The following is a 24,447-nucleotide window of genomic DNA, read 5'->3' as shown; positions in this document are numbered from 1 at the left end:
CTCCATCACACCTGTCCTTGGCTGCGGATTTGGTAGATGTTGCGAAAGACCATCTTGATACGGTCTCCATAGGCGGTGGATGCGCCGCTGCAGTTTGTGTAGGTGGCCCCGGCGGTGGGGGCTGGCTCCGTGCCAGTGAGTTCGAGGCACACCTCTACGGCATAGACGTTGGTCCAGGTGCCTGCTGCGCTGGCCGCATTGGCAATAACGCCAGATGCCGGTAAATATTGCAGGTTGGTCGTATTGGGCGCCTGCTGTACATACCGCACTTGCATGTCGGTCAAGTTGCCGATGATGGGTTGGCTTGTTCCGCCTGAGCCTACGCAGGTCAGTTCGTTTGTGCTGGTGTTGCGCTGGAATTTGCTGCTGAGTACCGGCGTAGCACCGACACTGCCACTGGCTGCCAGTGCGGGGTTCTGGCCCAGGCAGTCGCGCAGCAGGGAGGATGAAACCGGTGTGGACGCTGGTGCTGGCGGTGTAACGGTTTCAATGTAATTTTGGTAGCCCAAAGTGAAGCTGGGCACGGTGTCTGCCACCAGGGTGCTGGAGGCTCGGCTGAAAGGGGGGCGAACCCCAGCGGGGTCCGGTGGGTCAAAGGCGACAGGGGTCATGGCCGCATTGGCGTCTGAGGCTACGGGCGCGATGCTGGGGCTGAGGCTGAGCTCAAGGCTGCCTGCTTGCCGAATTTGCTGTCCTATCACCCTGAATGCATATGATGCCTGTTGCTGTAAGGATGTGGCTTCTGAGACCGTGCCGGATACGCCGCGCGATGCCATGAGTGCGCCCAAGGCGATGGCGACGACAAGCAGCCCTACGGCGATACCGACCATGAGCTCCACCAGTGTCACGCCGCGTTGACGTGGCATGGACGGTGTTGCAGGCATAAGTGTGACGGGTTGGTGTTTCATGGGCTGGCTGCTCAATTGGGGCAGTACAGAGTGCCCGCTGCATCCCCGGGGGTGCAGCGTTGGGTAGGCTGGATATATTGAAGGTGGCAGATAAAGTTGCTTGGGCAGCTAACGGTCGCGCCGGTAGAGTCTGTTCCCGATACGGAAAGGGGGGCGATCAGCGTCGATACATCACTGGCGCTAAAACTCTGGCCATTTTGGTTGTAGCGGTTTTCATTCCAGCCGATCATCACTCCCAATTGGCGCGGGCCGCCCTGGGGCGCAAAGACGGCCATCTTTGCGCCAGGCAAAGCCTGGTCTACACGAAGGCGCCACAGCCTGATGTCGCAGGCTGCCAAAGCAGAGGGGGTGCAGACGGCGCTGGAGCAGCAGTCGCTGGTATCTGTCGGCAGGGCGTCAGTAAGCGCTATCTTGTAAGCATCCAAGTTGTTCAGTGCATCTGGACTGTTTTCCAGTCGTTCGCCAAGGTCTTCAATAAACCGGATGGCTTGGGCGCGACGCACGCCCGCCTGGGTGTCCGTGAGTGTGCGCATTTGCACGCCAAGAATGCCAAGAATGCCAAGGGTCATGACAACGATAGCAACCAAAGCCTCCATCAGACTGAACCCGCCCTGGGCTTGGGTTGATCTCGCAGCTTTCAGTTGGAGCATGGAACGTCCTCAATAATTCTGATTCGACCACCTGCTGCCATGCAGATGCCGCGTGTAGCAGGGGATGAAATGCCGGTGGATGCAGGAGAAATGACAAAACCTTTGGCATTCAGTCCGTCCATCTTCCCATTTCGATCCACTGCAATCGCGGAGCCGCCGGATTGGTGAATAACATCAATATTGGTGGATGTGCCAAAGGTCTGCAAAATCTCTTCGCCTGTTTTGTATTTTCCGTTTCCGTCACTGTCCACAAAAACAATCCAGCCGCACCCCCACTCTTGATTGGTGCCCGCCAGTTGGCAGCCACCAGTAATATTGGGCAATTTTTGAATGCCGATTTTTATTCCTCTTCTAATGGCTTCGGATTTTGCGAAATACAGCGTGTTGACCAGTGTCTCCGTTACATTGCGCACCCGCCAGCGATCCATAAGTGCCGTAAATCTGGGGGCCGCCAGCACGGTGAGCGCCCCTAAAGTGGCGACTACGACCATAAGCTCTATGGCAGTAAAGCCTCGTGCTGAGGATGAAGGAGACGCTATCAGCACGTATCACTCCCCTTCTTTTGAGTGATTCTTCCTCCTGTTCCTGCACACAGCCGTGCCGCGCTGATGGCGGTAGAGTCTTTGCCCAGGGGGGTGACCAGGAAATCCATGGAGGACGGGGCTGTTGCATTCACTGTGCTGGCCAGCATGCCCCATCGGTTGATCGCAATGATCCCGGTGCTGCCTGCCAGGGTGATGCTTAGCCGTGACGGATTGGAGCTAATTTTTAGATCGCATTCATTTGGAGTGCTGGCGGTATTGCATGTGTCCTGCGTTCCATTGTTGTTGGCGTCGTAGAACACATGCCAACCGCAACTCCAATCGGTATTTCCCGATGATGTGCACCCGCTGTCGCTGGAGTTTTTGGCGATGATGATGTTCCCGCCTAGCTTGATGGCCTCCGAGCGGGCGAAATACAACGCGGTCGTGAGGCTTTCCGTGGCGTCACGAACTCGCCATCGTTCGATGATGGGCGTAAAGCTCGGGGCCGCCAGGGCGGCCAGTACCGCGATGATGGCTACCGTCACCAACAGTTCGATGGCGGTGAAGCCTCGGATGTGAGTGGGCTTTAAAGAGGAGGATGCGGGCATTGAACTATGGTAGGTGTGTATTGCCTAAGAGGCGGGTTGGTGGGGATGAGTGGCTTTTGTTGCATGACGGCCGGTTTTATTGAAGGGGGTGCCCATCGCCAGGTTTTGGTTTTCAGGGCTTTGCGTATCCCAGGCAGGCTCCTGCATTGGGTATCCCCTTGCATTCCCGCAGTAGCCTGCGGTCGCGCTCTGCGGTGCTTTCTTCGGAGGGGCTGCGCTGGTGTTTCGCCTTGGGCTGCTTTGTCTTTGTTGATGCGACCGCCGTTTTGGGGCTGCTTTTGCGCTTGGCAAATGCGGTTTTTGGGCTGCCAACGCTGATGGCAAGCAATAGGATCAGGCAAAAAAACCAGATTTGTGGATGACGCTGTGTGGATGGATGGGCGGATGAGTGCATGGCGGTTTCTGGAGTCGGTACGATGGCGATTCTTGTATATCTTGTGACTATTGGGATGTTGCCATGCGCTTTACGGTCCTGAATCTCGAAGAATCCCGCATCCGTGAAGTCGCCAACGCAGGCATGGGGCGCGACGGTGTGCTGGCGTTCTGGTTCGGCGAGAGCGATGAAGACACTCCGGAGGTGGTCCGGCAGGCTGCGGTGGATTCGTTGCGGAGGGGGGAGACTTTTTATTCTCCCAACCTGGGGCTGCCGGAGTTGCGCGCGGAGATCGCGGCCTATATGAGTCGGCTGCACCGGCCCGTGGCGTCCGATCGCATTGCGGTGACTTCGGGTGGCGTCAATGCGCTGATGCTGGCTGTGCAGGCCTTGGTCGAGGCGGGGGATGAGGTGGTCGCCGTGACGCCCGTGTGGCCCAACCTCACGGCGCAGCCCTTGGTCATGGGGGCGAATCTGCGCTGTGTTTCGCTGCGGCCCCGGCCTGATGGCGCCTGGGGGCTGGATCTGCAGGAACTGCTGGCCGCCATCACTCCGCAAACCCGCCTGTTGATTGTCAACGCTCCCAACAACCCAACGGGGTGGACCCTGTCGCACGATGAGCAGCGCGCCATTCTGGCCCGCTGCCGCGAAACCGGCACCTGGATCCTGGCGGATGAGGTGTATGAACGCCTTTACTACGCAGACTCCTCCCACGGTTGTGCGCCCAGCTTTTTGGACTTTGCGGAGCCGGAAGACCGGCTGGTTGTGGTGCACAGTTTCTCCAAGAGCTTTTTGATGACAGGCTGGCGTCTGGGGTGGATGGTCATGCCTGCGTCCATGGCCCCTCACATGGGCAAGCTGATTGAGTTCAACACCTCCTGCGTCAGTGTGTTCACGCAGCGCGCCGGGCTGGCGGCGCTGGCGCATGCGGAGGAGATCACGCCGCGGGTGGTGGCGCATCTGAAGCGTTGCAGCGACACCTTGGTGCCGCTTTTGCAGGCGGTACCCGGTGTGGAGGTGGCTGCGGCGCCCGGCGGAATGTATGCCTTCTTTCGCATGGTGGGGCAGGGGGACTCCCTGGAGGTGGCCAAGCGGCTGGTGGTGGAGGCCGGGCTGGGCCTGGCACCGGGCAGTGCATTCGGTCCCGAGGCGCAGGGCTGGTTGCGATGGTGCTTTGCCTCCAAAGACCCGGAGCGGCTTGTCCAGGGGGCTGGGCGGCTGAAAACCTGGCTCGGGGTATAATCCAAAGGTTTTGCATGGTGCAAGACGCACGCCAGCGGCCGTTCCAGCTGCTGGCGCAAGTAAAACCATGGCCTGCTTTCACGGTGGGTCACTTTCAAGGAAAAACATGATCGCATCCTCCATCAAGGCCGAAGTCGTCAAGGCGAACGCCCGTGCTGCCAATGACACTGGTAGCCCAGAAGTGCAAGTGGCCCTGCTGACCGCCCGCATCAACGAACTGACCCCCCACTTCAAGACGCACGCCAAGGACCACCACGGTCGCCGCGGCCTGCTGCGCATGGTGAGCCGTCGTCGCAAGCTGCTGGACTATCTGAAGGCCAAGGACGCTGACCGTTACACCGCGCTGATCGCCAAGTTGGGTCTGCGCAAGTAATTTTCATTGCATGCGAAAACGCCTGGGTTAGTCCGCTAGCTCAGGCGTTTTTTACTTCGGAGCCGCAAAACAGAGCGAAGCTGTGTCATTCCAATGAAGTTGCCGCCGCAGGCTGGCGGGCAGGTTCCCTGGAATGGCATCGTGTTCTGAATTGCCCTCCGCGACAATCTGGTAGCGCGCTACCAGCTATTAAAACAGGAGCTGAACATGAGCATTTTCAATAAAGTCACCAAGTCCTTCCAATGGGGCGGCAAGACCGTCGTCATGGAAACGGGCGAAATCGCCCGCCAGGCCTCCGGCGCCGTGCTGGTCAACATCGAGGATACCGTGGTGCTGGCCACCGTGGTCGGCTCCAAGATCGCCAAGGCAGGCCAGGACTTCTTCCCCCTGACGGTCGACTACATCGAGAAGACGTATGCCGCCGGCAAGATCCCCGGCAGCTTCTTCAAGCGCGAAGCCAAGCCCAGTGAACTCGAAACCCTGACCAGCCGCCTGATCGACCGCCCGATCCGCCCGCTGTTCCCCGAAGGTTTCTACAACGATGTGCATGTGGTCATTCACACCATCTCGCTGAACCCCGAAGTGGACGCTGACATCGCCGCCATGATCGCTGTGAGCGCGGCGCTGTCGATCTCCGGCATTCCGTTCAATGGCCCCATCGGTGCCGCGCGCGTGGGCTACATCAATGGCGAATACGTGCTGAACCCTGGCCAGACCCTGCGCAAGAGCTCGCAGATGGACCTGGTTGTTGCCGGTACCGAAGCCGCCGTGCTGATGGTCGAGTCCGAAGCGCAGCAACTGCCCGAAGACGTGATGCTGGGCGCCGTGGTGTTCGGCCACGAGCAAGGCAAGGCGGCCATCAATGCTATCCATGAGCTGGTCCGCGAAGCCGGCAAGCCCGTGTGGGACTGGCAGGCTCCCGCCAAGGACGAGCCCTTCATTGCCAAGGTCGCCGGCCTGGCCGAAGAAAAGCTGCGCGCTGCCTACCAGATCCGCAGCAAGCAAGCCCGTACGCACGCCTTGCGTGAAGCCACCGCTTCCGTGTTCGCCTCGCTGAAGGCCGAAGGCGTGGAGTTTGATTCCGTGAAGGTTGAAGGCCTGCTGTTCGACATCGAAGCCAAGATCGTGCGCAGCCAGATCCTGGCGGGTGAGCCCCGCATCGACGGCCGCGACACGCGCACCGTGCGTCCCATCGAGATCCGCAACTCCGTGCTGCCCCGCACCCACGGCTCCGCGCTGTTCACGCGCGGCGAAACCCAGGCGCTGGTGATCTCCACGCTGGGCACCGAGCGCGACGCGCAGCGCATCGACGCGCTGGCCGGCGAGTTCGAAGACCGCTTCATGTTCCACTACAACATGCCTCCCTTTGCCACCGGCGAAGTGGGCCGCATGGGCTCGACCAAGCGCCGCGAAATCGGCCACGGCCGCCTGGCCAAGCGCGCCCTCGTGGCCGTGCTGCCGACCAAGGAAGAGTTCCCGTACACCATCCGCGTGGTGTCGGAGATCACCGAGTCCAACGGTTCGTCGTCGATGGCGTCGGTCTGCGGCGGCTGCCTGTCCATGATGGATGCTGGCGTGCCCATGAAGGCCCACGTGGCCGGCATCGCCATGGGGCTGATCAAGGAAGACAACCGCTTTGCCGTGCTGACCGACATCCTGGGTGACGAAGATCACCTGGGCGACATGGACTTCAAGGTGGCCGGTACCACCGGCGGTATCACCGCGCTGCAGATGGACATCAAGATCCAGGGCATCACCAAGGAAATCATGCAAGTCGCTTTGGCCCAAGCCAAGGAGGCGCGCATGCACATCCTGGGCAAGATGCAGGAAGCCATGGGTGAAGCCAAGACCGAGGTGTCCAACTTCGCGCCCAAGCTTTACACGATGAAGATCAACCCCGAGAAGATCCGCGACGTGATCGGCAAGGGCGGTGCCGTGATCCGCGCGCTGACCGAAGAAACCGGCTGCCAGATCAACATCGAGGAAGACGGCACCATCACCATCGCCGCCACCGATGCAGCGAAGGCCGACGAGGCCAAGAAGCGCATCGAGCAGATCACGGCCGAAGTCGAGATCGGCAAGATCTACGAAGGCCCTGTGACGAAGATCCTGGACTTCGGCGCACTGATCAACCTGCTGCCCGGCAAGGATGGTCTGCTGCACATCAGCCAGATCGCGCACGAGCGCGTCGAGCGGGTGTCCGACTACCTGACCGAAGGCCAGATCGTGAAGGTCAAGGTCATGGAAACCGACGAAAAGGGCCGTATCAAGCTGTCGATGAAGGTGTTGGCCGAGCGTCCAGCCGGCGGCAGCGACCGTCCGGCCCCGGCCGAGCGCGGTGAGCGCGAGCCGCGCCGCGACCATGGTCGTGACGGTGGCCGTGATGCCAGCCGCCAGCCGGCTGAACAGCAGCAGCAACAACAGCAATCCCTGCTGTCGGATGGTGCGTCCGAGCAGGTGGTTGGCTGATCGGCTTGGTTGCTATTGATTTTGTAGCTGCTGGCGCTTTTGGGTAAAGCGCTGGCGGCATGAATCATTGGGGCTTTATTTCATTGGATTGCAATATGCGCGCAGTCGAGATCACATCTTTTGGCGGGCCGCAGGTGCTGGCCCTGGGGGATCGCCCCAAGCCGCAGCCTGGCGCGGGTGAGCTGCTGATCCGCGTTGCCGCTAGTGGCATCAACCGCCCCGACGTGCTGCAGCGCATGGGGCACTACGCCCCCCCGCCGGGCACGTCGGACCTGCCGGGTCTGGAGGTGGCGGGCGTGGTGGAGTCCGGCGATGCCGTGGCGCTGGCCGATGCGGGCATCCAAGTGGGTGACCGCGTGTGCGCACTGGTGGCTGGTGGTGGTTATGCCGAATGGTGTATCGCTCCGGTGGCGCAGTGTTTGCCTGTGCCGGAAGGGTTGAGCGATGTGGATGCCGCGTCGCTGCCCGAGACCTTCTTCACGGTGTGGAGCAATGTCTTCGACCGTGGCCGCCTGCAGGCGGGGGAGACCCTGTTGGTGCAGGGCGGTACCAGTGGCATCGGCGTTACGGCGATCCAGTTGGCACGGGCCCTGGGTGCGGTGGTCATTGCCACGGCGGGCAGCGACGACAAATGCGCGGCCTGCCTTGCGCTGGGTGCGCACCATGCCATCAACTACAAGTCGCAGGACTTTGTGGCGGAGGCCAAGCGCATCACGGAAGGGCGGGGTGTTGACGTGGTGCTCGACATGGTCGCGGGCGACTATGTGGCGCGGGAGGTGGAGTGTCTCGCGGAAGATGGCCGCCTGGTCATCATCGCGGTGCAGGGTGGGGTCAAGAGTGACTTCAATGCGGGGCTGGTTCTGCGGCGCCGCCTGACCATCACCGGATCTACGCTGCGTCCGCGTCCCGTGGCCTTCAAGGGGGCGATTGCCCGCGCGCTGCGTGAGCGGGTGTGGCCCTTGCTGGCGGCGGGCCAGGTGCGCCCGGTTGTCCACAGCGTGTTTGCTGCGGCAGACGCATCGCAGGCCCACGCCCTGATGGAGTCGAATCAGCATATCGGCAAGATTGTTTTGACGTGGTAATCATGAACAGCAAGAAAAAACTCATCGCAGGCAACTGGAAGATGAACGGCAGCCTGACTGCCAACGAGGCATTGCTGAAAGCGCTCGTCGCGGGCTTGGGTGATGGGGCCTGCGATGTGGCCGTGGCCGTGCCTGCGCCGTATTTGGCGCAGGTGCAGGCGCTCACTGCCGGAAGCGTGGTCGCTACAGCGGCGCAGGATGTGTCCCGGCACGAGTCGGGGGCCTATACCGGTGAAATCTCCGTGGCCATGCTCAAGGATTTTGGTGTGCGCTATGCCTTGGTGGGGCACTCGGAGCGCCGCCAGTACCATGGCGAAACCGACGTGGTGGTGGCGGAGAAGGCGCAGCGTGCCCTGGCGGCGGGTGTCACCCCCATCGTGTGCGTGGGCGAGACCCTGCAGGAGCGCGAGGCGGGTCAGACCGAAGCGGTTGTCAAGCGCCAGCTCGCGGCCGTGATCCACCTCAATGGCCATTGCATCAGCGAGATCGTGGTGGCGTATGAGCCCGTCTGGGCCATTGGCACGGGCCGCACGGCCTCGCCGGAGCAGGCGCAGGCCGTCCACGCCGTGTTGCGTGCACAGCTTTCGGCGGCGAGCGGGCACGCCGACCGCATCCGCCTGCTCTATGGCGGCAGCATGAATGCGGCCAACGCGGCGCAACTGCTGGCCCAGCCGGACATTGACGGTGGGTTGGTGGGGGGCGCCTCGTTGAAGGCCCCCGACTTTTTGCAAATCATTGCGGCAGCCCGGTAAGGCTGCTGAAGCTATTCAATCAGGAGTGAACAGAGAATGAACGTGATCGTGAATGTGATTTTGGCGGTGCAGATGTTGGCGGCCCTGGTGATGATTGGCCTGATCCTCATTCAGCATGGCAAGGGGGCGGACATGGGGGCTGCATTTGGCAGCGGGAGCTCTGGCAGCCTGTTTGGCGCCAGTGGCAGTGCCAACTTTTTGTCCCGCACCACGGCGGTGCTGGCGGCGGTCTTTTTTGTGTCCACGCTGGCGCTGGCCTACTTTGGCAACGCCCGTCCTGCCAGTTCTGGCAGCGTGTTGGAAGCGCCTGCTGCTGCGGCCCCTGCTGGCGCCGCGCCTGCAGCTCCGGAGGCTGCTGCGGTGCCTGCCGCGCCTGCATCGGGCGCAGCGCAGATTCCGACCAAATAATCTGCACTAATTTGGGCCCTGAAAGCTGAAGCAGGGTTTTTCCGGAGTAGAATTCTGGATTGTCTGGAAAGCCAAAACCGCAAGGTTCCTCATGCCATCCAGATACAGCAACCAGCCGTCGTGGTGAAATTGGTAGACACGCTATCTTGAGGGGGTAGTGGCGAAAGCTGTGCGAGTTCGAGTCTCGCCGACGGCACCAAAACAAAGGCCTCCCCGCATGACCCATCCGGGCTCATGTCGGGCAAGGCCACAGCGGTGAGCACATCCTCAAGATGAACCTCGATCAGTACCTCCCCGTCCTTTTGTTCATCTTGGTCGGCATCGCCGTAGGCGTTGTCCCCCTCGTACTCGGCTACATACTGGGCCCCAATCGCCCGGATGCCGCAAAGAACTCCCCCTACGAATGTGGCTTTGAAGCCTTCGAGGATGCGCGCATGAAGTTTGACGTGCGCTACTACCTCGTGGCCATTCTCTTCATTCTGTTCGACCTCGAAATCGCATTCCTCTTCCCCTGGGCGGTGACGCTGCATGAAGTGGGCATGGCAGGCTTCGTGGCGGTCGTGATCTTCCTGGCCATCCTGGTCGTGGGCTTTGCCTACGAGTGGAAAAAGGGTGCCCTGGATTGGGAATGAGCGGGCTTCAACAAGGATCGATGCAATGATTGAAGGCGTGATGAAGGAAGGCTTCATCACCACGAGTTACGACTCCGTGGTGAATTGGGCCAAGACCGGTTCCCTGTGGCCGATGACGTTTGGCCTGGCCTGCTGTGCTGTCGAGATGATGCACGCGGCGGCGGCCCGTTATGACATCGGCCGCTTCGGCGCCGAAGTGTTTCGTGCCAGCCCCCGGCAGTCTGATCTGATGATCGTGGCGGGCACGCTGTGCAACAAGATGGCGCCTGCGTTGCGCAAGGTGTACGACCAGATGTCCGAGCCCCGCTGGGTGCTCTCGATGGGCTCGTGCGCCAATGGTGGTGGCTACTACCACTACAGCTATTCCGTGGTGCGTGGGTGTGACCGCATCGTGCCTGTGGATGTGTATGTGCCGGGCTGCCCGCCCACGGCAGAAGCGCTGATCTACGGGATCATCCAGTTGCAGCAGAAGATTCGCCGCACCAACACCATTGCTCGTGTCTGAAGGGTTGATGATGACTGCTGTTGCCATTCGGCCTGAAAAACTCAAAGACAACATTGCTGCGGCGTTGGGCGCCAAGGTGCGTCAGATCACGGTGGCCCTGGATGAGGTCACGGTGGTGGTGTCTGCAGCCGACTACCTGGAGGCCATGCGCCTGTTGCGTGACGCCGAGGGTTGCCGCTTTGAGCAACTGGTGGATCTGTGTGGTGTGGACTACTCCGCGTATGGCGATGCGGTGAACGAGGGTGCGCGCTACTGTGTGGTGTCACACCTGCTGTCCGTCAGCCTCAATCAGCGCGTGCGCGTGAAGGTGTTTTGCGCCGACGATGACTTTCCGGTGGTGGCATCGGTCTCTGACCTGTGGAATTCGGCCAACTGGTATGAGCGCGAGGCGTTCGACCTGTTTGGTATCGTGTTCGATGGCCACAACGACCTGCGCCGCATCCTGACTGACTATGGCTTCATCGGCCATCCGTTCCGCAAGGACTTCCCCCTGTCGGGCCATGTCGAGATGCGTTACGACGCCGAGCAACGCCGGGTGGTCTACGAGCCCGTCTCGATCGAGCCGCGTGAAATCACGCCACGCATCATCCGCGAAGACAAGTACGGAGGCCTGCACTAAGGCGCCCTGCGCCCCACGTGACCCACCATGGCTGAAATCAAGAACTACTCCCTGAACTTCGGACCGCAGCACCCTGCAGCGCACGGCGTGCTGCGCCTGGTGCTCGAGCTCGACGGCGAAGTCGTGCAACGCGCCGACCCGCACATCGGCCTGTTGCACCGCGCCACCGAAAAGCTGGCCGAGCACAAGACCTACATCCAGTCGCTGCCCTACATGGACCGCCTGGACTACGTGTCCATGATGTCCAACGAGCACGCCTACTGCCTGGCCATCGAGAAGCTGCTGGGCCTGGAAGTGCCCGAGCGCGCGCAGTACATCCGCGTGATGTTCTCCGAGATCACGCGCCTGCTGAACCATCTGATGTGGCTGGGTTCGCACGGCAACGACTGCGGCAGCTCCACCATCCTGATCTACACCTTCCGTGAGCGCGAAGACCTGTTTGACATGTACGAAGCCGTTTCCGGCGCGCGCATGCATGCAGCCTATTTCCGCCCGGGCGGCGTCTACCGTGACCTGCCGGACTCCATGCCGCAGTACAAGGTCAGCAAGATCAAGAACGCCAAGGCGTTGGAGGCTCTGAACCAGAACCGCCAGGGTTCGCTGCTGGATTTCATCGACGATTTCACGAAGCGCTTTCCCGCTTGCGTGGACGAGTACGAGACCCTGCTGACCGACAACCGCATCTGGAAGCAGCGCACTGTGGGCATCGGCGTGGTGCCGCCCGAGCGCGCGCTCAACCTGGGCATGACCGGCCCCATGATCCGTGGCTCCGGCATCGCCTGGGACCTGCGCAAGACGCAGCCCTACGATGTCTACGACCGCATGGACTTCGACATTCCGGTGGGCAAGACGGGTGATTGCTATGACCGCTATCTCGTGCGTGTGCAGGAGATGCGCGAGTCCAACCGCATCATCAAGCAGTGCGTGGACTGGCTGCGCGCCAACCCCGGTCCTGTCATTACCGACAACCACAAGGTGGCTGCGCCCGATCGTGAATCCATGAAGTCGAACATGGAAGAGCTGATTCACCATTTCAAGCTCTTCACCGAAGGCTTCCACGTGCCCGAAGGGGAGGCCTACGCGGCGGTCGAACATCCCAAGGGTGAATTCGGCATCTATCTGATCAGCGACGGCGCCAACAAACCTTACCGCCTGAAGATCCGGGCGCCGGGCTTTGCGCACCTGGCCACGCTGGACGAAATGGCCCGCGGCCACATGATCGCCGATGCCGTGGCCATCATCGGCACCATGGATATCGTGTTCGGAGAGATCGACCGATGAGCAACAGCAATACCAAGATCACCGAAGCCACGCTGGCGCGCTTTGCGCGCGAAGTGGCCAAGTACCCGCCCGAGCAGGCGCAGTCCGCCGTGATGGCCTGCCTGTCCATCGTGCAGCAGGAGCAGGGTTGGGTCAGCGCCGAGAGCGAGGCTGTGATCGCCGATTACCTGGGCATGGCCCAGATTGCGGTGCACGAAGTCACCACGTTCTACAACATGTACAACCAGCAGCCCACGGGCAAGTACAAGCTGAACGTCTGTACCAACCTGCCTTGCCAGCTGCGTGACGGCCAGAAGGCGCTGCACCACCTCGAGAAGAAGCTCGGCGTGGCCATGGGCGAAACCACGCCCGACGGCCTGTTCACGCTGCAGCAGTGCGAGTGTCTGGGCGCCTGCGCCGATGCGCCTGTGATGCTGGTCAACGACCGCACCATGTGCAGCTTCATGGACAACGACAAGCTCGATCAGTTGGTCGACGGCCTCAAGGCAGCGGAAGGGCAAGCATGACCACCGCCGCACAGATCCTCTCGCAGTTTCAGGCCACGGGCGTCCAGACCTGCTTCCACGACCGCCACATCAATCCGCAGATCGTTGCGGGCCTGGATGGCACAAACTGGAGCATCAAGGACTACGAAGCGCGTGGCGGTTACGCCGCGCTGCGCAAGATCCTGGCCCAGGGTGAGGGCGCAGGCCTCACGCAAGACCAGGTGATCGCCACCGTCAAGGAATCGGGCCTGCGCGGCCGCGGCGGTGCGGGCTTCCCCACCGGCCTCAAGTGGAGCTTCATGCCCCGCTCGTTCCCGGGCCAGAAGTACCTTGTCTGCAATTCGGATGAAGGCGAGCCTGGCACCTGCAAGGACCGCGACATCCTGCAGTTCAACCCGCACATTGTCATCGAAGGCATGATCATCGCGGCTTACGCAATGGGCATCTCCGTCGGCTACAACTACATCCACGGCGAGATCTTCCAGACCTACGACCGCTTTGAAGCCGCGCTGGAAGAAGCACGCGCTGCGGGCTATCTGGGCGACAAGATCCTGGGCAGCAATTTCAGCTTCCAGCTGCATGCTGCGCACGGATTCGGCGCTTACATCTGCGGCGAAGAAACGGCGCTGCTCGAATCGCTGGAAGGCAAGAAGGGGCAGCCGCGCTTCAAGCCACCGTTCCCCGCCAGCTTCGGTTTGTACGGCAAGCCCACCACCATCAACAACACCGAGACCTTCGCAGCCGTGCCGTGGATCATCCGCAACGGTGGTGCTGCTTACCTCGAATGTGGCAAACCCAACAATGGCGGCACCAAGATCTTCTCGGTCTCGGGTGACGTGGAAAAGCCCGGCAACTACGAAGTGCCTCTGGGCACGCCGTTCGCCAAGCTGCTTGAATTGGCCGGTGGCGTGCGCAAAGGCCGCCAGCTCAAGGCCGTGATTCCCGGCGGCTCGTCCGCCCCGGTGCTGCCCGCGTCCGTCATCATGGAATGCACGATGGACTACGACTCCATCGCCAAGGCCGGTTCCATGCTGGGCTCGGGTGCCGTCATCGTGATGGACGATTCCCGCAGCATGGTCGAGAGCCTGTTGCGCCTGTCCTATTTCTATTCGCATGAATCCTGTGGCCAGTGCACGCCCTGCCGTGAAGGCACGGGCTGGATGTGGCGCGTGATTGACCGGATCCAGCATGGCCAGGGGCGCGATGGCGACCTGAACCTGCTCAATTCGGTGGCAGACAACATCCAGGGCCGCACCATTTGTGCGCTGGGTGACGCCGCGGCCATGCCGGTGCGCGCCATGATCAAGCACTTCCGTCCGGAATTCGAAGCGCTGATCCGCAAAGAGAAGACCCCTCAGGCTTCCACCTCCGCCTGATCGCGAGAAACGCATATGGTTGAAATCGAACTCGACGGGCAGAAAGTAGAAGTCGCCGAAGGCTGCATGGTGATGCATGCAGCCGAGAAGGCTGGCACCTACATTCCGCATTTCTGCTACCACAAGAAGCTTTCCATCGCCGCCAACTGCCGCATGTGCCTGGTGGACGTGGAAAAAGCCCCCAAGCCCATGCCTGCCTGCGCCACGCCCGTGACGCAGGGCATGATCGTGCGCACCAAGAGCGACAAGGCCATCAAGGCCCAGCAGTCGGTCATGGAATTCCTGCTCATCAACCACCCGCTGGATTGCCCCATCTGCGACCAGGGCGGTGAATGCCAGTTGCAGGATCTGGCTGTGGGCTATGGTGGCTCTTCTTCGCGCTACGAAGAAGAAAAGCGCGTGGTGCCCGTCAAGGACGTTGGGCCGCTGATTTCCATGCAGGAAATGAGCCGCTGCATCCACTGCACCCGCTGCGTGCGTTTTGGCCAGGAAGTGGCCGGCGTGATGGAGCTGGGCATGATCCATCGCGGCGAGCATTCCGAGATCACCACGGTGACGGGCGACACGGTGGACTCCGAGCTGTCGGGCAACATGATCGACATCTGCCCCGTCGGAGCCCTGACCAGCAAGCCTTTCCGCTATAGCGCCCGCACCTGGGAGCTGTCGCGCCGCCGCTCGGTGAGTCCGCACGACTCGACGGGTTCCAACCTGATTGTCCAGGTCAAGAACCACAAGGTCATGCGCGTGGTGCCGTTGGAAAACGAAGCCGTCAACGAATGCTGGATTGCCGACCGTGACCGCTTCTCCTACGAAGCCCTCAACGGTGAAGACCGCCTGACCCAGCCCATGCTCAAGCAGGGCGGCGTGTGGAAGGAAGTCGATTGGCAGACCGCGCTCGAGTACGTGGCCAATGGCCTCAAGAACATCAAGAATGACCATGGTGCCGGCAGCATCGGCGCGCTGGTGAGTCCGCACAGCACGCTCGAAGAGCTGTACCTGGCCTCTGCGTTGGTGCGTGGCATCGGCAGCGACAACATCGACTACCGCCTGCGCAACGCCGAGTTCGCGGCACCTGAAGGCATCCGCTGGCTCGGTACGTCCATCGCCTCCCTGTCCACGCTGCAGCGCGTGCTGGTGGTGGGGTCCAACCTGCGCAAGGACCATCCGCTGTTTGCCCAGCGCATCCGCCAGGCCGCCCGCCATGGCTGCCAGGTCAGCGCCATCGCTTCGGCGGCCCAGGACTGGGCCATGCCCGTGCAATCGTTCGTTGCACAAGGCGCCGGTGAGTGGACCCTGACGCTCGGAGGCGTCGCCTCTGCCATCGCCCTGGAAAAGGGTATCGCCGCTCCGCAAGGTGCGACCGCAGCCAGTGACGCTGCCCAAGCCATAGCACGCTCTTTGCTGAGCGGTGACCGCAAGGCCGTGCTGCTGGGCAATGCCGCGGCACACCACGCGCAGGCCACGCAATTGCTGGCGCTGGCCCACTGGATTGGTGAGCACACGGGTGCCTCCGTGGGCTACCTCACGGAAGCCGCCAACACGGTGGGCGCGCAGTTTGCGGGTGCTCATCCTGTCAACGGTGGCTTGAATGCGGGTCAGATGCTCTCCGGTGGGTTGAAGGCGGCGTTGCTGCTGAACACCGAGCCGGTGCATGACTCTGCAGCGGGTGCCAACGCTGCCGCAGCGCTGTCTGGTGCAGACATGGTGGTGACCTTGAGCCCCTTCAAGGCCAACCTGGAGTTCAGTGACGTTTTGTTGCCAATTGCTCCGTTCACGGAAACGTCTGGCAGCTTCGTCAATGCCGAAGGCCTCCTGCAAAGCTTCCACGCCGTGGTGCGGCCTCTGGGCGATACCCGCCCGGCTTGGAAGGTTCTGCGTGTTCTGGCCAACCTGCTGGGGGTGCCGGGCTTCGACTTCGAAACCTCGCAGGATGTGCTGGCCCGCGCCACGAATGCCCCCGCAGGCATGGTCACGCAAGTGCCGGCCGTGCAGCTGTCGAATGCTGTGAAGGCAGTGCCTGCTGCCACGGCAGCGGCTGCCGGCGAGCCCGTGGTGGCTTCCATCTATCAACTGGACGGCCTGGTGCGCCGTTCCACGTCGCTGCAGCTCACTGCCGACGCGCGCATGGCACGTGAAGGAGTGGCCGCATGATCGACGCGATCTACAACGCGGGCCTGAACCTGCTTTCCTTTGGCTGGTGGACTGGCATCGTCTGGCCAGTGCTCTGGATCCTGATCAAGATCGTCTGCATCCTGGCGCCCCTGATGGGCGCGGTGGCCTACCTCACCTTGTGGGAGCGCAAGCTGCTGGGCTTCATGCAAGTGCGCCACGGCCCCAACCGCGTGGGCCCCATGGGGCTGTTGCAGCCTATTGCCGATGCGCTGAAGCTGCTGACCAAGGAAATCATCCAGCCGACTGCGGCCAGCAAGGGGTTGTTCGTGCTCGGCCCCGTCATGGCCATCATGCCGGCGCTGGCTGCCTGGGTGGCGATCCCCTTCGGCCCCGACGTCGCGCTGGCCAACGTCAATGCCGGCCTGCTGCTGGTGATGGCCATTACCTCCATCGAAGTCTATGGCGTGATCATTGCCGGCTGGGCCTCGAACTCCAAGTACGCTTTCCTGGGGGCGCTGCGCGCCTCGGCCCAGATGGTGAGCTATGAAATCGCGATGGGTTTCTGCTTCCTCGTGGTCATCATGGTATCGGGCAGCATGAACCTGACAGAGATCGTGATGTCGCAGGCCAAGGGCATGGCGGCGGACAAGGGCCTGACCTTTCTGTCCTGGAACTGGCTGCCCCTGCTGCCGATCTTCCTGGTGTACCTGATCTCTGGCGTGGCCGAGACCAACCGCCACCCCTTCGACGTGGTCGAAGGCGAAGCCGAAATCGTGGCGGGCCACATGGTCGAGTATTCGGGCATGGGCTTTGCGATCTTCTTCCTGGCCGAGTACGCCAGCATGTGGCTCGTGTCCATCCTGGCCGCGCTCATGTTCCTGGGCGGCTGGCTGTCGCCCATCGACAGCGCGCTGTTCAACTGGATTCCTGGCTGGATCTGGCTGGGCCTCAAGACCTTCCTCGTGGTGTCCATGTTCATCTGGATCCGCGCCACCTTCCCACGCTTCCGTTATGACCAGATCATGCGTCTGGGCTGGAAGATCTTCATCCCGGTGACGCTGGTGTACTTGCTCTTTGTGGGTGGGTGGCTGCTCTCGCCCTGGAACATCTGGAAATAAGCGGGACATCACAAATGACTGCCGTTGTTGCTGCTGCACCTTTTTCGATCAAAGACTTCTTCAAGAGCTTCATGCTCGTGGAGCTGCTCAAGGGCATGGCCCTGACTGGCCGCTACGCGTTCCGCCGCAAGGTGACCGTGCAGTTCCCTGAAGAGAAAACGCCTCTGTCGCCCCGTTTCCGTGGTTTGCACGCGCTGCGCCGCTACGACAATGGCGAAGAGCGCTGTATCGCCTGCAAGCTGTGCGAGGCCGTGTGCCCCGCCATGGCCATCACGATCGAGTCGGATGTGCGTGCTGACGGCTCCCGCCGCACCACACGCTACGACATCGACCTGACCAAGTGCATTTTCTGCGGCTTCTGCGAAGAAAGCTGCCCTGTCGATTCCATCGTTGAAACGCACATCTTTGAGTACCACGGAGAAAAGCGTGGTGATTTGTATTTCACGAAAGACATGCTGCTGGCCGTGGGCGACCGGTACGAAGGTGAAATTGCGGCGGCCAAGGCTGCGGATGCCAAGTACCGCTGAGCGGTGCTGAGCGCGGCCTCTTTGCCAGACTTTCTATAAAGACCCGATTCATGGACGCCAAGACCGGTTTCTTCTATCTCTTCTCGGTGGTGCTGCTGTTTGCGGCCTTCCGGGTGATCACTGCGCGCAATCCCGTGCATGCCGTGCTCTATCTCATCCTCGCCTTTTCTCAGGCCGCCGCCGTGTGGTTGCTGCTCAAGGCCGAGTTCCTGGCCATCGCCCTGGTGCTGGTGTACCTGGGCGCGGTGATGGTGCTGTTCCTGTTCGTGGTGATGATGCTGGACATCCACATCGATACCGTGCGCAAGGGCTTCTGGAAGCATTTCCCGCTCGCCGCCTTTGTGGGCGCGATGATCGCCCTGGAAATGGCCGCTGTGCTGATGGGCGGTTTCCGTGGCATGGACGAGCCCAAGGCCGCCGTTGCGGTGCTGGATGCCGCAGGGCAGGTGGTGCAGTACTCGAACACCAAGGCCCTGGGCAAGCTGCTCTATACCCAGTACCTGTTCCCGGTAGAAATCGCCGCCGTGATTCTGCTGGTGGCCATGATTGCGGCCATTGCCTTGACGCTGCGCCAGCGCAAGGACAGCAAGGCCATCAATCCTTCGCTGCAGATCCGTGTGCGTGCCAGTGATCGCCTGGAGGTCGTGAAGGTGGCAGTCACCCAGAAGGCCGCGGCCGAAGTGCCTGCCGAACCTGTTGCCGAGGAGAAAAAAGCATGACGCTGACTTTGGGCCATTTCCTCTCCCTGGGGGCCATGCTCTTCGCGCTGGCCGTGATCGGCATCTTCCTGAACCGCAAGAACCTGATCGTGCTGCTGATGGCGATCGAGCTGATGCTGCTGGCGGTGAACATGAACTTCGTGGCGTTCTCGTACTACCTGGGTGACATGCATGGGCAGGTGTTCGTGTTCTTCATCCTGACGGTGGCTGCGGCCGAGTCGGCCATTGGCCTGGCCATCCTGGTGCTGCTGTTCCGCAACAAGTCCAGCATCAACGCGGAAGACCTCAACACCCTCAAGGGCTGATGAGCCACCCGTATTCCCAAGGTTCTCAAGAATGAGTCAAACCCTCTCTGCTTCAACGCTCCTGGCCGTGCCGCTGGCTCCGCTGGCGGGCGCTCTGCTGGCCGGTATCTTCGGTACAACCTTTGGCGGTAACTGGATTGGTCGCCGCCTGAGCCACACGCTGACGATTCTTGGCGTGCTCGTTGCGTTCATCCTGTCGGCCATGACGCTCAAAAGCGTGGCCCTGGATGGTGCCCGTTTCAACGAGACGCTTTACACCTGGATGGTGGTGGGCGGCCTGAAGATGGAGGTGGGCTTCCTCATCGACAGCCTCACGGCCATGATGATGGTGGTGGTGACCTTCGTGTCGCTGATGGTGCACATCTACACCATTGGCTACATGGAAGAGGACGACGGCTACAACCGCTTCTTCGCCTACATCTCGCTGTTCACGTTCTCCATGCTCATGCTGGTCATGAGCAACAACCTGCTGCAGCTGTTCTTCGGCTGGGAAGCGGTGGGCCTGGTGTCCTACCTGCTGATCGGCTTCTGGTTCAACAAGCCCACGGCGATCTTCGCCAACATGAAGGCTTTCCTGGTCAACCGCGTGGGGGACTTCGGCTTCATCCTGGGCATTGGCCTGATTGCCGCCTACACCGGCACATTGAATTACAGCGAAATCTTCGCCAAGTCCGGCGAACTCGGCGGTTTGCCCTTCCCTGGCACCGACTGGCTGCTGATCACCGTGATCTGCATCTGCCTGTTCATCGGCGCCATGGGCAAGTCCGCCCAGTTTCCGTTGCATGTTTGGCTGCCCGATTCGATGGAAGGCCCGACCCCCATCTCGGCGCTGATCCACGCGGCCACCATGGTGACCGCCGGCATCTTCATGGTGTCGCGCATGTCGCCGCTGTTCGAACTGTCGGACACCGCGCTCAACTTCATCCTGGTGATCGGTGCCATTACGGCGCTGTTCATGGGCTTCCTGGGCATCATCCAGAACGACATCAAGCGTGTGGTGGCGTATTCCACGCTGTCGCAGCTCGGGTACATGACCGTGGCGCTGGGCGCCTCGGCCTACTCGGTCGCGGTGTTCCACCTGATGACCCACGCGTTCTTCAAGGCGCTGCTGTTCCTCGGTGCCGGTTCGGTCATCATGGGCATGCACCACAACCAGGACATCCGTTGGATGGGTGGCGTGCGCAAGTACATGCCCATCACCTGGATCACTTCGCTGCTGGGCTCGCTGGCGCTGATCGGCACGCCCCTGTTCTCGGGCTTCTACTCCAAGGACAGCATCATCGAGGCGGTGCACTTCAGCCACCTGCCCGCCGCCGGTTTCGCGCACTTTGCGGTGCTGGCAGGGGTGTTCATCACCGCGTTCTATTCGTTCCGCATGTACTTCCTGGTCTTCCATGGCAAGGAGCGCTACGACCAGAACCCCGATGCACACCATGACGACCACCACGGCCATGGCCACGACGACCACCACGAACCCCATGAATCGCCCTGGGTCGTGACCGTGCCTCTGGTGCTGCTGGCCATTCCCTCGGTGGTGGTGGGCTTCATGTTCATCCAGCCCATGCTGTTCGGTGACTTCTTCAAGGATGTGATCTTTGTGGATGCAGCCAAGCATCCATCGATGGCACACATGGCAGAGCATTTCCACAGCGCCTGGGCCATGGCCCTGCACGGTCTGCAGACGGCGCCGTTCTGGCTGGCACTGTCGGGTGTGGCGCTGTCGTACTACATGTACATGGTCAACCCTGCGCTGCCTGCGGCCATCAAGCGCCTCTGCATGCCGATCTACACGCTGCTCGAGAACAAGTACTACCTTGACTGGATCAACGAGAACATCCTGGCCCGTGGTGCACGGGCGCTGGGTGTCGGCCTCTGGAAGGGCGGCGATCAGGCCATCATTGATGGCGCCCTGGTGAACGGCTCGTGGAAGTTGGTGCGTGGGGTAGCCGGCGCTGTCCGTTGGGTGCAGTCGGGTTTCATCTTCCACTATGCGCTGGTGATGATTCTGGGTGTCTTCGCACTGATGACCTGGTTCGTCTGGGGCGATACGTTCCTGCAGCTCATCAAATAAGGAAAACAACAAATGGGTCTGTTGAGTCTTGCAATCTGGACACCGATTGCCTTCGGTGTGCTGCTGCTTGCCATTGGGCGGGATGAGCACGCGCGCGCCGTGCGCTGGCTGGCATTGCTGGGGGCGCTGCTGGGCTTCCTGGTCACGCTGCCTTTGTACGATGGCTTCAAGCTGGGCACTGCAGCCATGCAGTTTGTCGAGAAGGCCTCGTGGATCGAGCGCTTCAATGTGCACTACCACCTGGGCGTGGATGGCATTTCGTTCTGGTTTGTGCCGCTCACCGCGTTCATCACGGTGATCGTGGTGATCGCCTCGTGGGAGGCCATCACCGAGCGCGTGAACCAGTACATGGGCGCTTTCCTGATCCTGTCGGGCCTGATGATCGGCGTGTTCAGTGCGCTCGACGGCATCCTGTTCTACGTGTTCTTCGAAGCCACGCTGATCCCGATGTACCTCATCATCGGGATCTGGGGCGGCCCCAACAAGATCTACGCGGCGTTCAAGTTCTTCCTGTACACGCTGCTTGGCTCGCTCTTGATGCTGATCGCGCTGATCTACCTGTACAACCAGTCGGGCGGCAGCTTCGACATCGCGGCCTGGCACCAGCTGCCCCTGAGCGGCCGTGCACAGACCCTGCTGTTCTTTGCCTTCTTTGCTGCCTTTGCCGTGAAGGTGCCCATGTGGCCGGTGCACACCTGGCTGCCCGACGTGCACGTGGAAGCGCCCACCGGCGGTTCTGCCGTGCTGGCGGCCATCATGCTCAAGCTGGGTGCCTACGGCTTCCTGCGTTTCTCGATGCCCATCGCTCCCGATGCCGCACGCGAGTGGGCGTGGCTGATGATCGCGCTGTCGCTGATCGCCGTGATCTACGTGGGCTTGGTGGCCATGGTCCAGAAGGACATGAAGAAGCTGGTGGCCTACTCGTCCGTGGCCCACATGGGCTTCGTGACCCTGGGCTTCTTCATCTTCAATGACCTGGGTGTCTCCGGCGGCTTGGTGCAGATGATCGCCCACGGCTTCGTGTCGGGCGCGATGTTCCTGTCCATCGGCGTGCTGTACGACCGCGTGCATTCGCGTGAAATCGCAGCCTATGGCGGCGTGGTCAACACCATGCCCAATTTCACGGCCTTTGCGCTGCTGTTCGCCATGGCCAACTGCGGCCTGCCGGGCACTGCCGGTTTCGTGGGCGAGTGGATGGTGATTCTGGGCGCGACCAAGGCCAACTTCTGGATCGGCCTGGCCTCGGCCACGGCGCTGATCTTTGGTGCCGCCTACACCCTGTGGATGTTCAAGCGCGTGTACCTGGGGCCGGTGGCCAACGACCATGTCAAGGAACTCACCGACATCAACAGCCGCGAGTTCCTGGTGATGTCGCTGCTGGCGATTGCCGTCCTGGCCATGGGCCTGTACCCACGCCCCTTCACGGACGTGATGGACACCTCGGTCGCGGAACTGCTCAAGCATGTCGCATTGACCAAGCTGAACTGACCAGACTGAACTGAGAGATTCGAGATGATTGACAACATCAGCTGGCTCGCGATTTACCCTGAAATCGTGCTGTTGACCATGGCCTGCGTCATTGCGCTGGTCGATCTGGGTGTCCACAGCGCTCGCCGCACCGGCACCTATGTGCTGACCATGCTCACGCTGGCCGTGGTGGCCGCCCTGCAGGCCATGTATGCCAGCAGCGGCAACACCTTCTATGGCTTCGGCAACATGGTGGTGAGCGACGCCATGGGCAACTGGCTCAAGTGTTTTGCCACCGTGGCCATGATGGTCACGCTGGTCTATGGCCGCCCCTATGCGGCCGACCGTGACATGATGCGCGGCGGCGAGATGTTCACCTTGTCGATGTTTGCGCTGCTGGGCATGTTCATCATGATCTCGGGCAACAACTTCCTAGTGATCTACCTGGGCCTGGAGCTGCTCACGCTGTCGAGCTATGCGCTGGTGGCCCTGCGCCGCGACAACGCCACCGCCACGGAAGCCGCCATGAAGTACTTCGTGCTCGGCGCCATGGCCAGCGGTTTCCTGCTGTATGGTCTGTCGATGGTCTACGGTGCTACGGGTTCGCTCGATATCGGCCAGGTGTTCAAGGCCGTCAACTCCGGTCAGATCAAGCACCAGGTGCTGGTGTTCGGCCTCGTGTTTGTGGTGGCGGGCCTGGCCTTCAAGCTGGGTGTGGTGCCCTTCCACATGTGGATCCCCGACGTGTACCAGGGCGCTCCCACGGCCGTGACGCTGATGATCGGCGGCGCGCCCAAGCTGGCGGCGTTTGCCATCACCATCCGCCTGCTGGTGGACGGCCTGCTGCCGTTGGCCATCGACTGGCAGCAAATGCTGGCGGTGTTGGCCATTGGCTCGCTGCTGGTGGGTAACCTGGCAGCCATTGCACAGACCAACCTCAAGCGCATGCTGGCGTACTCGACCATTTCGCAGATGGGCTTCGTGCTGCTGGGCCTGATGTCGGGTGTTATCAACGGCAATGTGGATGCCACGGCGGTCGAAAACGCCTACAGCGCGTCGATGTTCTATGTCATCACCTACGTGCTGACCACCTTGGCCGCGTTCGGCGTGATCCTGCTGCTGGCGCGTGAAGGTTTCGAGAGCGAAGAGATTTCCGACTTCGCCGGCCTGAACCAGCGCAGCCCGCTGTATGCCGGCGTGATGGCCGTATGCCTGTTTTCGATGGCCGGTATCCCGCCCATGGTGGGCTTCTATGCCAAGCTGTCGGTCTTGCAGGCGCTGGTCGCCTCGGGCCAGGGCCTGTACATCGCCATGGCCGTGTTTGCCGTCATCATGTCGCTGATCGGCGCCTTCTATTACCTGCGCGTGGTCAAGGTCATGTATTTCGATGCACCCCTGACGGCCACCAACGTGTCGGCCCCCGTGGATGTGCGCGTGGTGCTGACCATCAACGGCGCCCTGGTCCTGGGGCTGGGCCTGCTGCCTGGCGGCCTCATGGCCCTGTGTGCGGACGCCGTGGTGCGTGCGTTGGCGACCTGATCTGGCGCTGATCCACATGCTGACGCTGCAGCCGCGCGCTGCTTCTGCTTTCTTCGGTCGCTGACCGATCGCGGGCTCGTTCTTTCGTGTCTCTTACCGGATCGGTCTGGCTCATCATCGTGGCGGCCTTCGTGGCCGCCAACCTGCCCTTTGTCAACCAGCGCTGGCTGGTGGCGGGGCCGGTGGCGGCCCCTGCCAAGCCGCTGGTGGGACGACTGCTGGAACTGGTCCTGCTCTACTTTGCGGTGGGCGCTGTGGCGCTGCTGCTGGAGCGCCGTGCCGGCCAGATCGCGCCCCAGGGC

General features: G+C 61.6%; 26 protein-coding genes and 1 tRNA gene. 22 read left to right on the top strand and 5 right to left on the bottom strand.

Annotated elements, in window-relative coordinates:
- Nucleotides 1-5: 5 nt before the first annotated feature.
- From DBV10_RS10320 to DBV10_RS10300, 5 genes are all read right to left on the bottom strand, one after another.
- Nucleotides 6-908 carry a prepilin-type N-terminal cleavage/methylation domain-containing protein gene (locus tag DBV10_RS10320; RefSeq protein ID WP_233589882.1) on the bottom strand — a complete coding sequence of 301 codons (903 nt, stop codon included), beginning with the start codon at nucleotides 906-908 and terminating at the stop codon, nucleotides 6-8.
- Nucleotides 909-919: 11 nt separating this feature from the next.
- Nucleotides 920-1,558 carry a type IV pilus modification protein PilV gene (gene pilV, locus DBV10_RS10315; protein WP_124513246.1) on the bottom strand — a complete coding sequence of 213 codons (639 nt, stop codon included), beginning with the start codon at nucleotides 1,556-1,558 and terminating at the stop codon, nucleotides 920-922.
- Nucleotides 1,546-2,049 (bottom strand): GspH/FimT family pseudopilin, encoded by a 504-nt coding sequence (locus DBV10_RS10310; protein WP_124513244.1) that lies wholly within the window; start codon nucleotides 2,047-2,049, stop codon nucleotides 1,546-1,548. The genes pilV and DBV10_RS10310 overlap by 13 nt, the downstream gene beginning before the upstream one ends.
- 47 nt (nucleotides 2,050-2,096) lie before the next feature.
- Nucleotides 2,097-2,690 (bottom strand): GspH/FimT family pseudopilin, encoded by a 594-nt coding sequence (locus DBV10_RS10305; protein ID WP_124513242.1) that lies wholly within the window; start codon nucleotides 2,688-2,690, stop codon nucleotides 2,097-2,099.
- Between the two features lie 112 nt (nucleotides 2,691-2,802).
- Complete coding sequence (locus DBV10_RS10300) at nucleotides 2,803-3,084, bottom strand: hypothetical protein (RefSeq protein ID WP_124513240.1); 282 nt, start codon at nucleotides 3,082-3,084, stop codon at nucleotides 2,803-2,805.
- Nucleotides 3,085-3,147: 63 nt separating this feature from the next.
- Here DBV10_RS10300 and DBV10_RS10295 point away from each other — a divergent pair, with 63 nt between their 5' ends.
- The 22 genes from DBV10_RS10295 to DBV10_RS10190 all read left to right on the top strand — a co-directional run.
- Nucleotides 3,148-4,305 carry a pyridoxal phosphate-dependent aminotransferase gene (locus DBV10_RS10295; protein WP_124513238.1) on the top strand — a complete coding sequence of 386 codons (1,158 nt, stop codon included), beginning with the start codon at nucleotides 3,148-3,150 and terminating at the stop codon, nucleotides 4,303-4,305.
- Nucleotides 4,306-4,411: 106 nt separating this feature from the next.
- Nucleotides 4,412-4,678, top strand: a complete 267-nt coding sequence (gene rpsO / locus DBV10_RS10290) for a 30S ribosomal protein S15 (RefSeq protein ID WP_005793232.1) — start codon at nucleotides 4,412-4,414, stop codon at nucleotides 4,676-4,678.
- A 207-nt stretch (nucleotides 4,679-4,885) separates the two neighbouring features.
- The gene (pnp, locus tag DBV10_RS10285; protein WP_124513236.1) at nucleotides 4,886-7,147 is read left to right on the top strand and encodes a polyribonucleotide nucleotidyltransferase; all 2,262 of its coding nucleotides are present in this window, start codon (nucleotides 4,886-4,888) and stop codon (nucleotides 7,145-7,147) included.
- A gap of 95 nt (nucleotides 7,148-7,242) precedes the next feature.
- Entirely contained in the window at nucleotides 7,243-8,229 is a 987-nt protein-coding gene (locus DBV10_RS10280; protein WP_124513234.1) for an NAD(P)H-quinone oxidoreductase, read from the top strand.
- Between the two features lie 2 nt (nucleotides 8,230-8,231).
- Nucleotides 8,232-8,981, top strand: coding sequence for a triose-phosphate isomerase (tpiA, locus tag DBV10_RS10275; protein WP_124513231.1), 750 nt, complete (start codon nucleotides 8,232-8,234; stop codon nucleotides 8,979-8,981).
- 36 nt (nucleotides 8,982-9,017) lie between these two features.
- Nucleotides 9,018-9,389 (top strand): preprotein translocase subunit SecG, encoded by a 372-nt coding sequence (gene secG, locus DBV10_RS10270; protein ID WP_124513229.1) that lies wholly within the window; start codon nucleotides 9,018-9,020, stop codon nucleotides 9,387-9,389.
- A 114-nt stretch (nucleotides 9,390-9,503) separates the two neighbouring features.
- Nucleotides 9,504-9,588 (top strand) — tRNA-Leu (locus DBV10_RS10265).
- A 73-nt stretch (nucleotides 9,589-9,661) separates the two neighbouring features.
- A complete protein-coding gene (locus tag DBV10_RS10260; protein WP_124513227.1) occupies nucleotides 9,662-10,021 on the top strand; it encodes an NADH-quinone oxidoreductase subunit A in 360 nt (119 codons plus the stop codon).
- A gap of 25 nt (nucleotides 10,022-10,046) precedes the next feature.
- Nucleotides 10,047-10,526 (top strand): NADH-quinone oxidoreductase subunit B family protein, encoded by a 480-nt coding sequence (locus DBV10_RS10255; protein ID WP_007849129.1) that lies wholly within the window; start codon nucleotides 10,047-10,049, stop codon nucleotides 10,524-10,526.
- Nucleotides 10,527-10,536: 10 nt separating this feature from the next.
- Nucleotides 10,537-11,145, top strand: coding sequence for an NADH-quinone oxidoreductase subunit C (locus DBV10_RS10250; protein WP_124513225.1), 609 nt, complete (start codon nucleotides 10,537-10,539; stop codon nucleotides 11,143-11,145).
- Nucleotides 11,146-11,172: 27 nt separating this feature from the next.
- Nucleotides 11,173-12,426, top strand: coding sequence for an NADH-quinone oxidoreductase subunit D (locus DBV10_RS10245; RefSeq protein WP_124513223.1), 1,254 nt, complete (start codon nucleotides 11,173-11,175; stop codon nucleotides 12,424-12,426).
- Entirely contained in the window at nucleotides 12,423-12,932 is a 510-nt protein-coding gene (nuoE, locus tag DBV10_RS10240) for an NADH-quinone oxidoreductase subunit NuoE (RefSeq protein WP_124513221.1), read from the top strand. The genes DBV10_RS10245 and nuoE overlap by 4 nt, the downstream gene beginning before the upstream one ends.
- Entirely contained in the window at nucleotides 12,929-14,287 is a 1,359-nt protein-coding gene (gene nuoF, locus DBV10_RS10235; protein ID WP_124513219.1) for an NADH-quinone oxidoreductase subunit NuoF, read from the top strand. Before nuoE ends, nuoF begins: the two co-directional genes overlap by 4 nt.
- A 15-nt stretch (nucleotides 14,288-14,302) precedes the next feature.
- Nucleotides 14,303-16,438 (top strand): NADH-quinone oxidoreductase subunit NuoG, encoded by a 2,136-nt coding sequence (gene nuoG, locus DBV10_RS10230; protein WP_124513217.1) that lies wholly within the window; start codon nucleotides 14,303-14,305, stop codon nucleotides 16,436-16,438.
- Nucleotides 16,435-17,517: an NADH-quinone oxidoreductase subunit NuoH gene (gene nuoH, locus DBV10_RS10225; protein ID WP_063461095.1), complete on the top strand. Its 1,083-nt coding sequence runs from the start codon at nucleotides 16,435-16,437 to the stop codon at nucleotides 17,515-17,517. The genes nuoG and nuoH overlap by 4 nt, the downstream gene beginning before the upstream one ends.
- A gap of 14 nt (nucleotides 17,518-17,531) precedes the next feature.
- Nucleotides 17,532-18,044: an NADH-quinone oxidoreductase subunit NuoI gene (nuoI, locus tag DBV10_RS10220; protein WP_124513215.1), complete on the top strand. Its 513-nt coding sequence runs from the start codon at nucleotides 17,532-17,534 to the stop codon at nucleotides 18,042-18,044.
- Between the two features lie 50 nt (nucleotides 18,045-18,094).
- Nucleotides 18,095-18,763, top strand: coding sequence for an NADH-quinone oxidoreductase subunit J (locus DBV10_RS10215; protein WP_124513213.1), 669 nt, complete (start codon nucleotides 18,095-18,097; stop codon nucleotides 18,761-18,763).
- Entirely contained in the window at nucleotides 18,760-19,068 is a 309-nt protein-coding gene (gene nuoK / locus DBV10_RS10210; RefSeq protein WP_094285673.1) for an NADH-quinone oxidoreductase subunit NuoK, read from the top strand. The genes DBV10_RS10215 and nuoK overlap by 4 nt, the downstream gene beginning before the upstream one ends.
- A 31-nt stretch (nucleotides 19,069-19,099) precedes the next feature.
- Nucleotides 19,100-21,139 carry an NADH-quinone oxidoreductase subunit L gene (nuoL, locus tag DBV10_RS10205; RefSeq protein ID WP_158616816.1) on the top strand — a complete coding sequence of 680 codons (2,040 nt, stop codon included), beginning with the start codon at nucleotides 19,100-19,102 and terminating at the stop codon, nucleotides 21,137-21,139.
- 12 nt (nucleotides 21,140-21,151) lie between these two features.
- Complete coding sequence (locus DBV10_RS10200; RefSeq protein WP_124513212.1) at nucleotides 21,152-22,627, top strand: NADH-quinone oxidoreductase subunit M; 1,476 nt, start codon at nucleotides 21,152-21,154, stop codon at nucleotides 22,625-22,627.
- Nucleotides 22,628-22,651: 24 nt separating this feature from the next.
- Entirely contained in the window at nucleotides 22,652-24,145 is a 1,494-nt protein-coding gene (gene nuoN, locus DBV10_RS10195; protein ID WP_124513209.1) for an NADH-quinone oxidoreductase subunit NuoN, read from the top strand.
- A gap of 86 nt (nucleotides 24,146-24,231) precedes the next feature.
- The coding region (locus DBV10_RS10190) for a DUF2818 family protein (protein WP_124513601.1) at nucleotides 24,232-24,447 on the top strand (216 nt) is incomplete at its 3' end.

Source organism: Acidovorax sp. FJL06 (assembly GCF_003852545.1).
Lineage (GTDB): Bacteria > Pseudomonadota > Gammaproteobacteria > Burkholderiales > Burkholderiaceae_C > Acidovorax.
The sequence above is the reverse complement of the archived record's forward strand: the minus strand, read 5'-3'. Positions and strand labels throughout refer to the sequence as shown.

What these genes read in the sequence shown, in the direction of transcription:
- DBV10_RS10320 (WP_233589882.1), bottom strand. Translation starts at nt 908, where the DNA reads ATGAAACACCAACCCGTCACACTTATGCCTGCAACACCGTCCATGCCA.
- pilV (WP_124513246.1), bottom strand. Translation starts at nt 1,558, where the DNA reads ATGCTCCAACTGAAAGCTGCGAGATCAACCCAAGCCCAGGGCGGGTTC.
- DBV10_RS10310 (WP_124513244.1), bottom strand. Translation starts at nt 2,049, where the DNA reads ATGGTCGTAGTCGCCACTTTAGGGGCGCTCACCGTGCTGGCGGCCCCC.
- DBV10_RS10305 (WP_124513242.1), bottom strand. Translation starts at nt 2,690, where the DNA reads ATGCCCGCATCCTCCTCTTTAAAGCCCACTCACATCCGAGGCTTCACC.
- DBV10_RS10300 (WP_124513240.1), bottom strand. Translation starts at nt 3,084, where the DNA reads ATGCACTCATCCGCCCATCCATCCACACAGCGTCATCCACAAATCTGG.
- DBV10_RS10295 (WP_124513238.1), top strand. Translation starts at nt 3,148, where the DNA reads ATGCGCTTTACGGTCCTGAATCTCGAAGAATCCCGCATCCGTGAAGTC.
- rpsO (WP_005793232.1), top strand. Translation starts at nt 4,412, where the DNA reads ATGATCGCATCCTCCATCAAGGCCGAAGTCGTCAAGGCGAACGCCCGT.
- pnp (WP_124513236.1), top strand. Translation starts at nt 4,886, where the DNA reads ATGAGCATTTTCAATAAAGTCACCAAGTCCTTCCAATGGGGCGGCAAG.
- DBV10_RS10280 (WP_124513234.1), top strand. Translation starts at nt 7,243, where the DNA reads ATGCGCGCAGTCGAGATCACATCTTTTGGCGGGCCGCAGGTGCTGGCC.
- tpiA (WP_124513231.1), top strand. Translation starts at nt 8,232, where the DNA reads ATGAACAGCAAGAAAAAACTCATCGCAGGCAACTGGAAGATGAACGGC.
- secG (WP_124513229.1), top strand. Translation starts at nt 9,018, where the DNA reads ATGAACGTGATCGTGAATGTGATTTTGGCGGTGCAGATGTTGGCGGCC.
- DBV10_RS10260 (WP_124513227.1), top strand. Translation starts at nt 9,662, where the DNA reads ATGAACCTCGATCAGTACCTCCCCGTCCTTTTGTTCATCTTGGTCGGC.
- DBV10_RS10255 (WP_007849129.1), top strand. Translation starts at nt 10,047, where the DNA reads ATGATTGAAGGCGTGATGAAGGAAGGCTTCATCACCACGAGTTACGAC.
- DBV10_RS10250 (WP_124513225.1), top strand. Translation starts at nt 10,537, where the DNA reads ATGACTGCTGTTGCCATTCGGCCTGAAAAACTCAAAGACAACATTGCT.
- DBV10_RS10245 (WP_124513223.1), top strand. Translation starts at nt 11,173, where the DNA reads ATGGCTGAAATCAAGAACTACTCCCTGAACTTCGGACCGCAGCACCCT.
- nuoE (WP_124513221.1), top strand. Translation starts at nt 12,423, where the DNA reads ATGAGCAACAGCAATACCAAGATCACCGAAGCCACGCTGGCGCGCTTT.
- nuoF (WP_124513219.1), top strand. Translation starts at nt 12,929, where the DNA reads ATGACCACCGCCGCACAGATCCTCTCGCAGTTTCAGGCCACGGGCGTC.
- nuoG (WP_124513217.1), top strand. Translation starts at nt 14,303, where the DNA reads ATGGTTGAAATCGAACTCGACGGGCAGAAAGTAGAAGTCGCCGAAGGC.
- nuoH (WP_063461095.1), top strand. Translation starts at nt 16,435, where the DNA reads ATGATCGACGCGATCTACAACGCGGGCCTGAACCTGCTTTCCTTTGGC.
- nuoI (WP_124513215.1), top strand. Translation starts at nt 17,532, where the DNA reads ATGACTGCCGTTGTTGCTGCTGCACCTTTTTCGATCAAAGACTTCTTC.
- DBV10_RS10215 (WP_124513213.1), top strand. Translation starts at nt 18,095, where the DNA reads ATGGACGCCAAGACCGGTTTCTTCTATCTCTTCTCGGTGGTGCTGCTG.
- nuoK (WP_094285673.1), top strand. Translation starts at nt 18,760, where the DNA reads ATGACGCTGACTTTGGGCCATTTCCTCTCCCTGGGGGCCATGCTCTTC.
- nuoL (WP_158616816.1), top strand. Translation starts at nt 19,100, where the DNA reads ATGAGTCAAACCCTCTCTGCTTCAACGCTCCTGGCCGTGCCGCTGGCT.
- DBV10_RS10200 (WP_124513212.1), top strand. Translation starts at nt 21,152, where the DNA reads ATGGGTCTGTTGAGTCTTGCAATCTGGACACCGATTGCCTTCGGTGTG.
- nuoN (WP_124513209.1), top strand. Translation starts at nt 22,652, where the DNA reads ATGATTGACAACATCAGCTGGCTCGCGATTTACCCTGAAATCGTGCTG.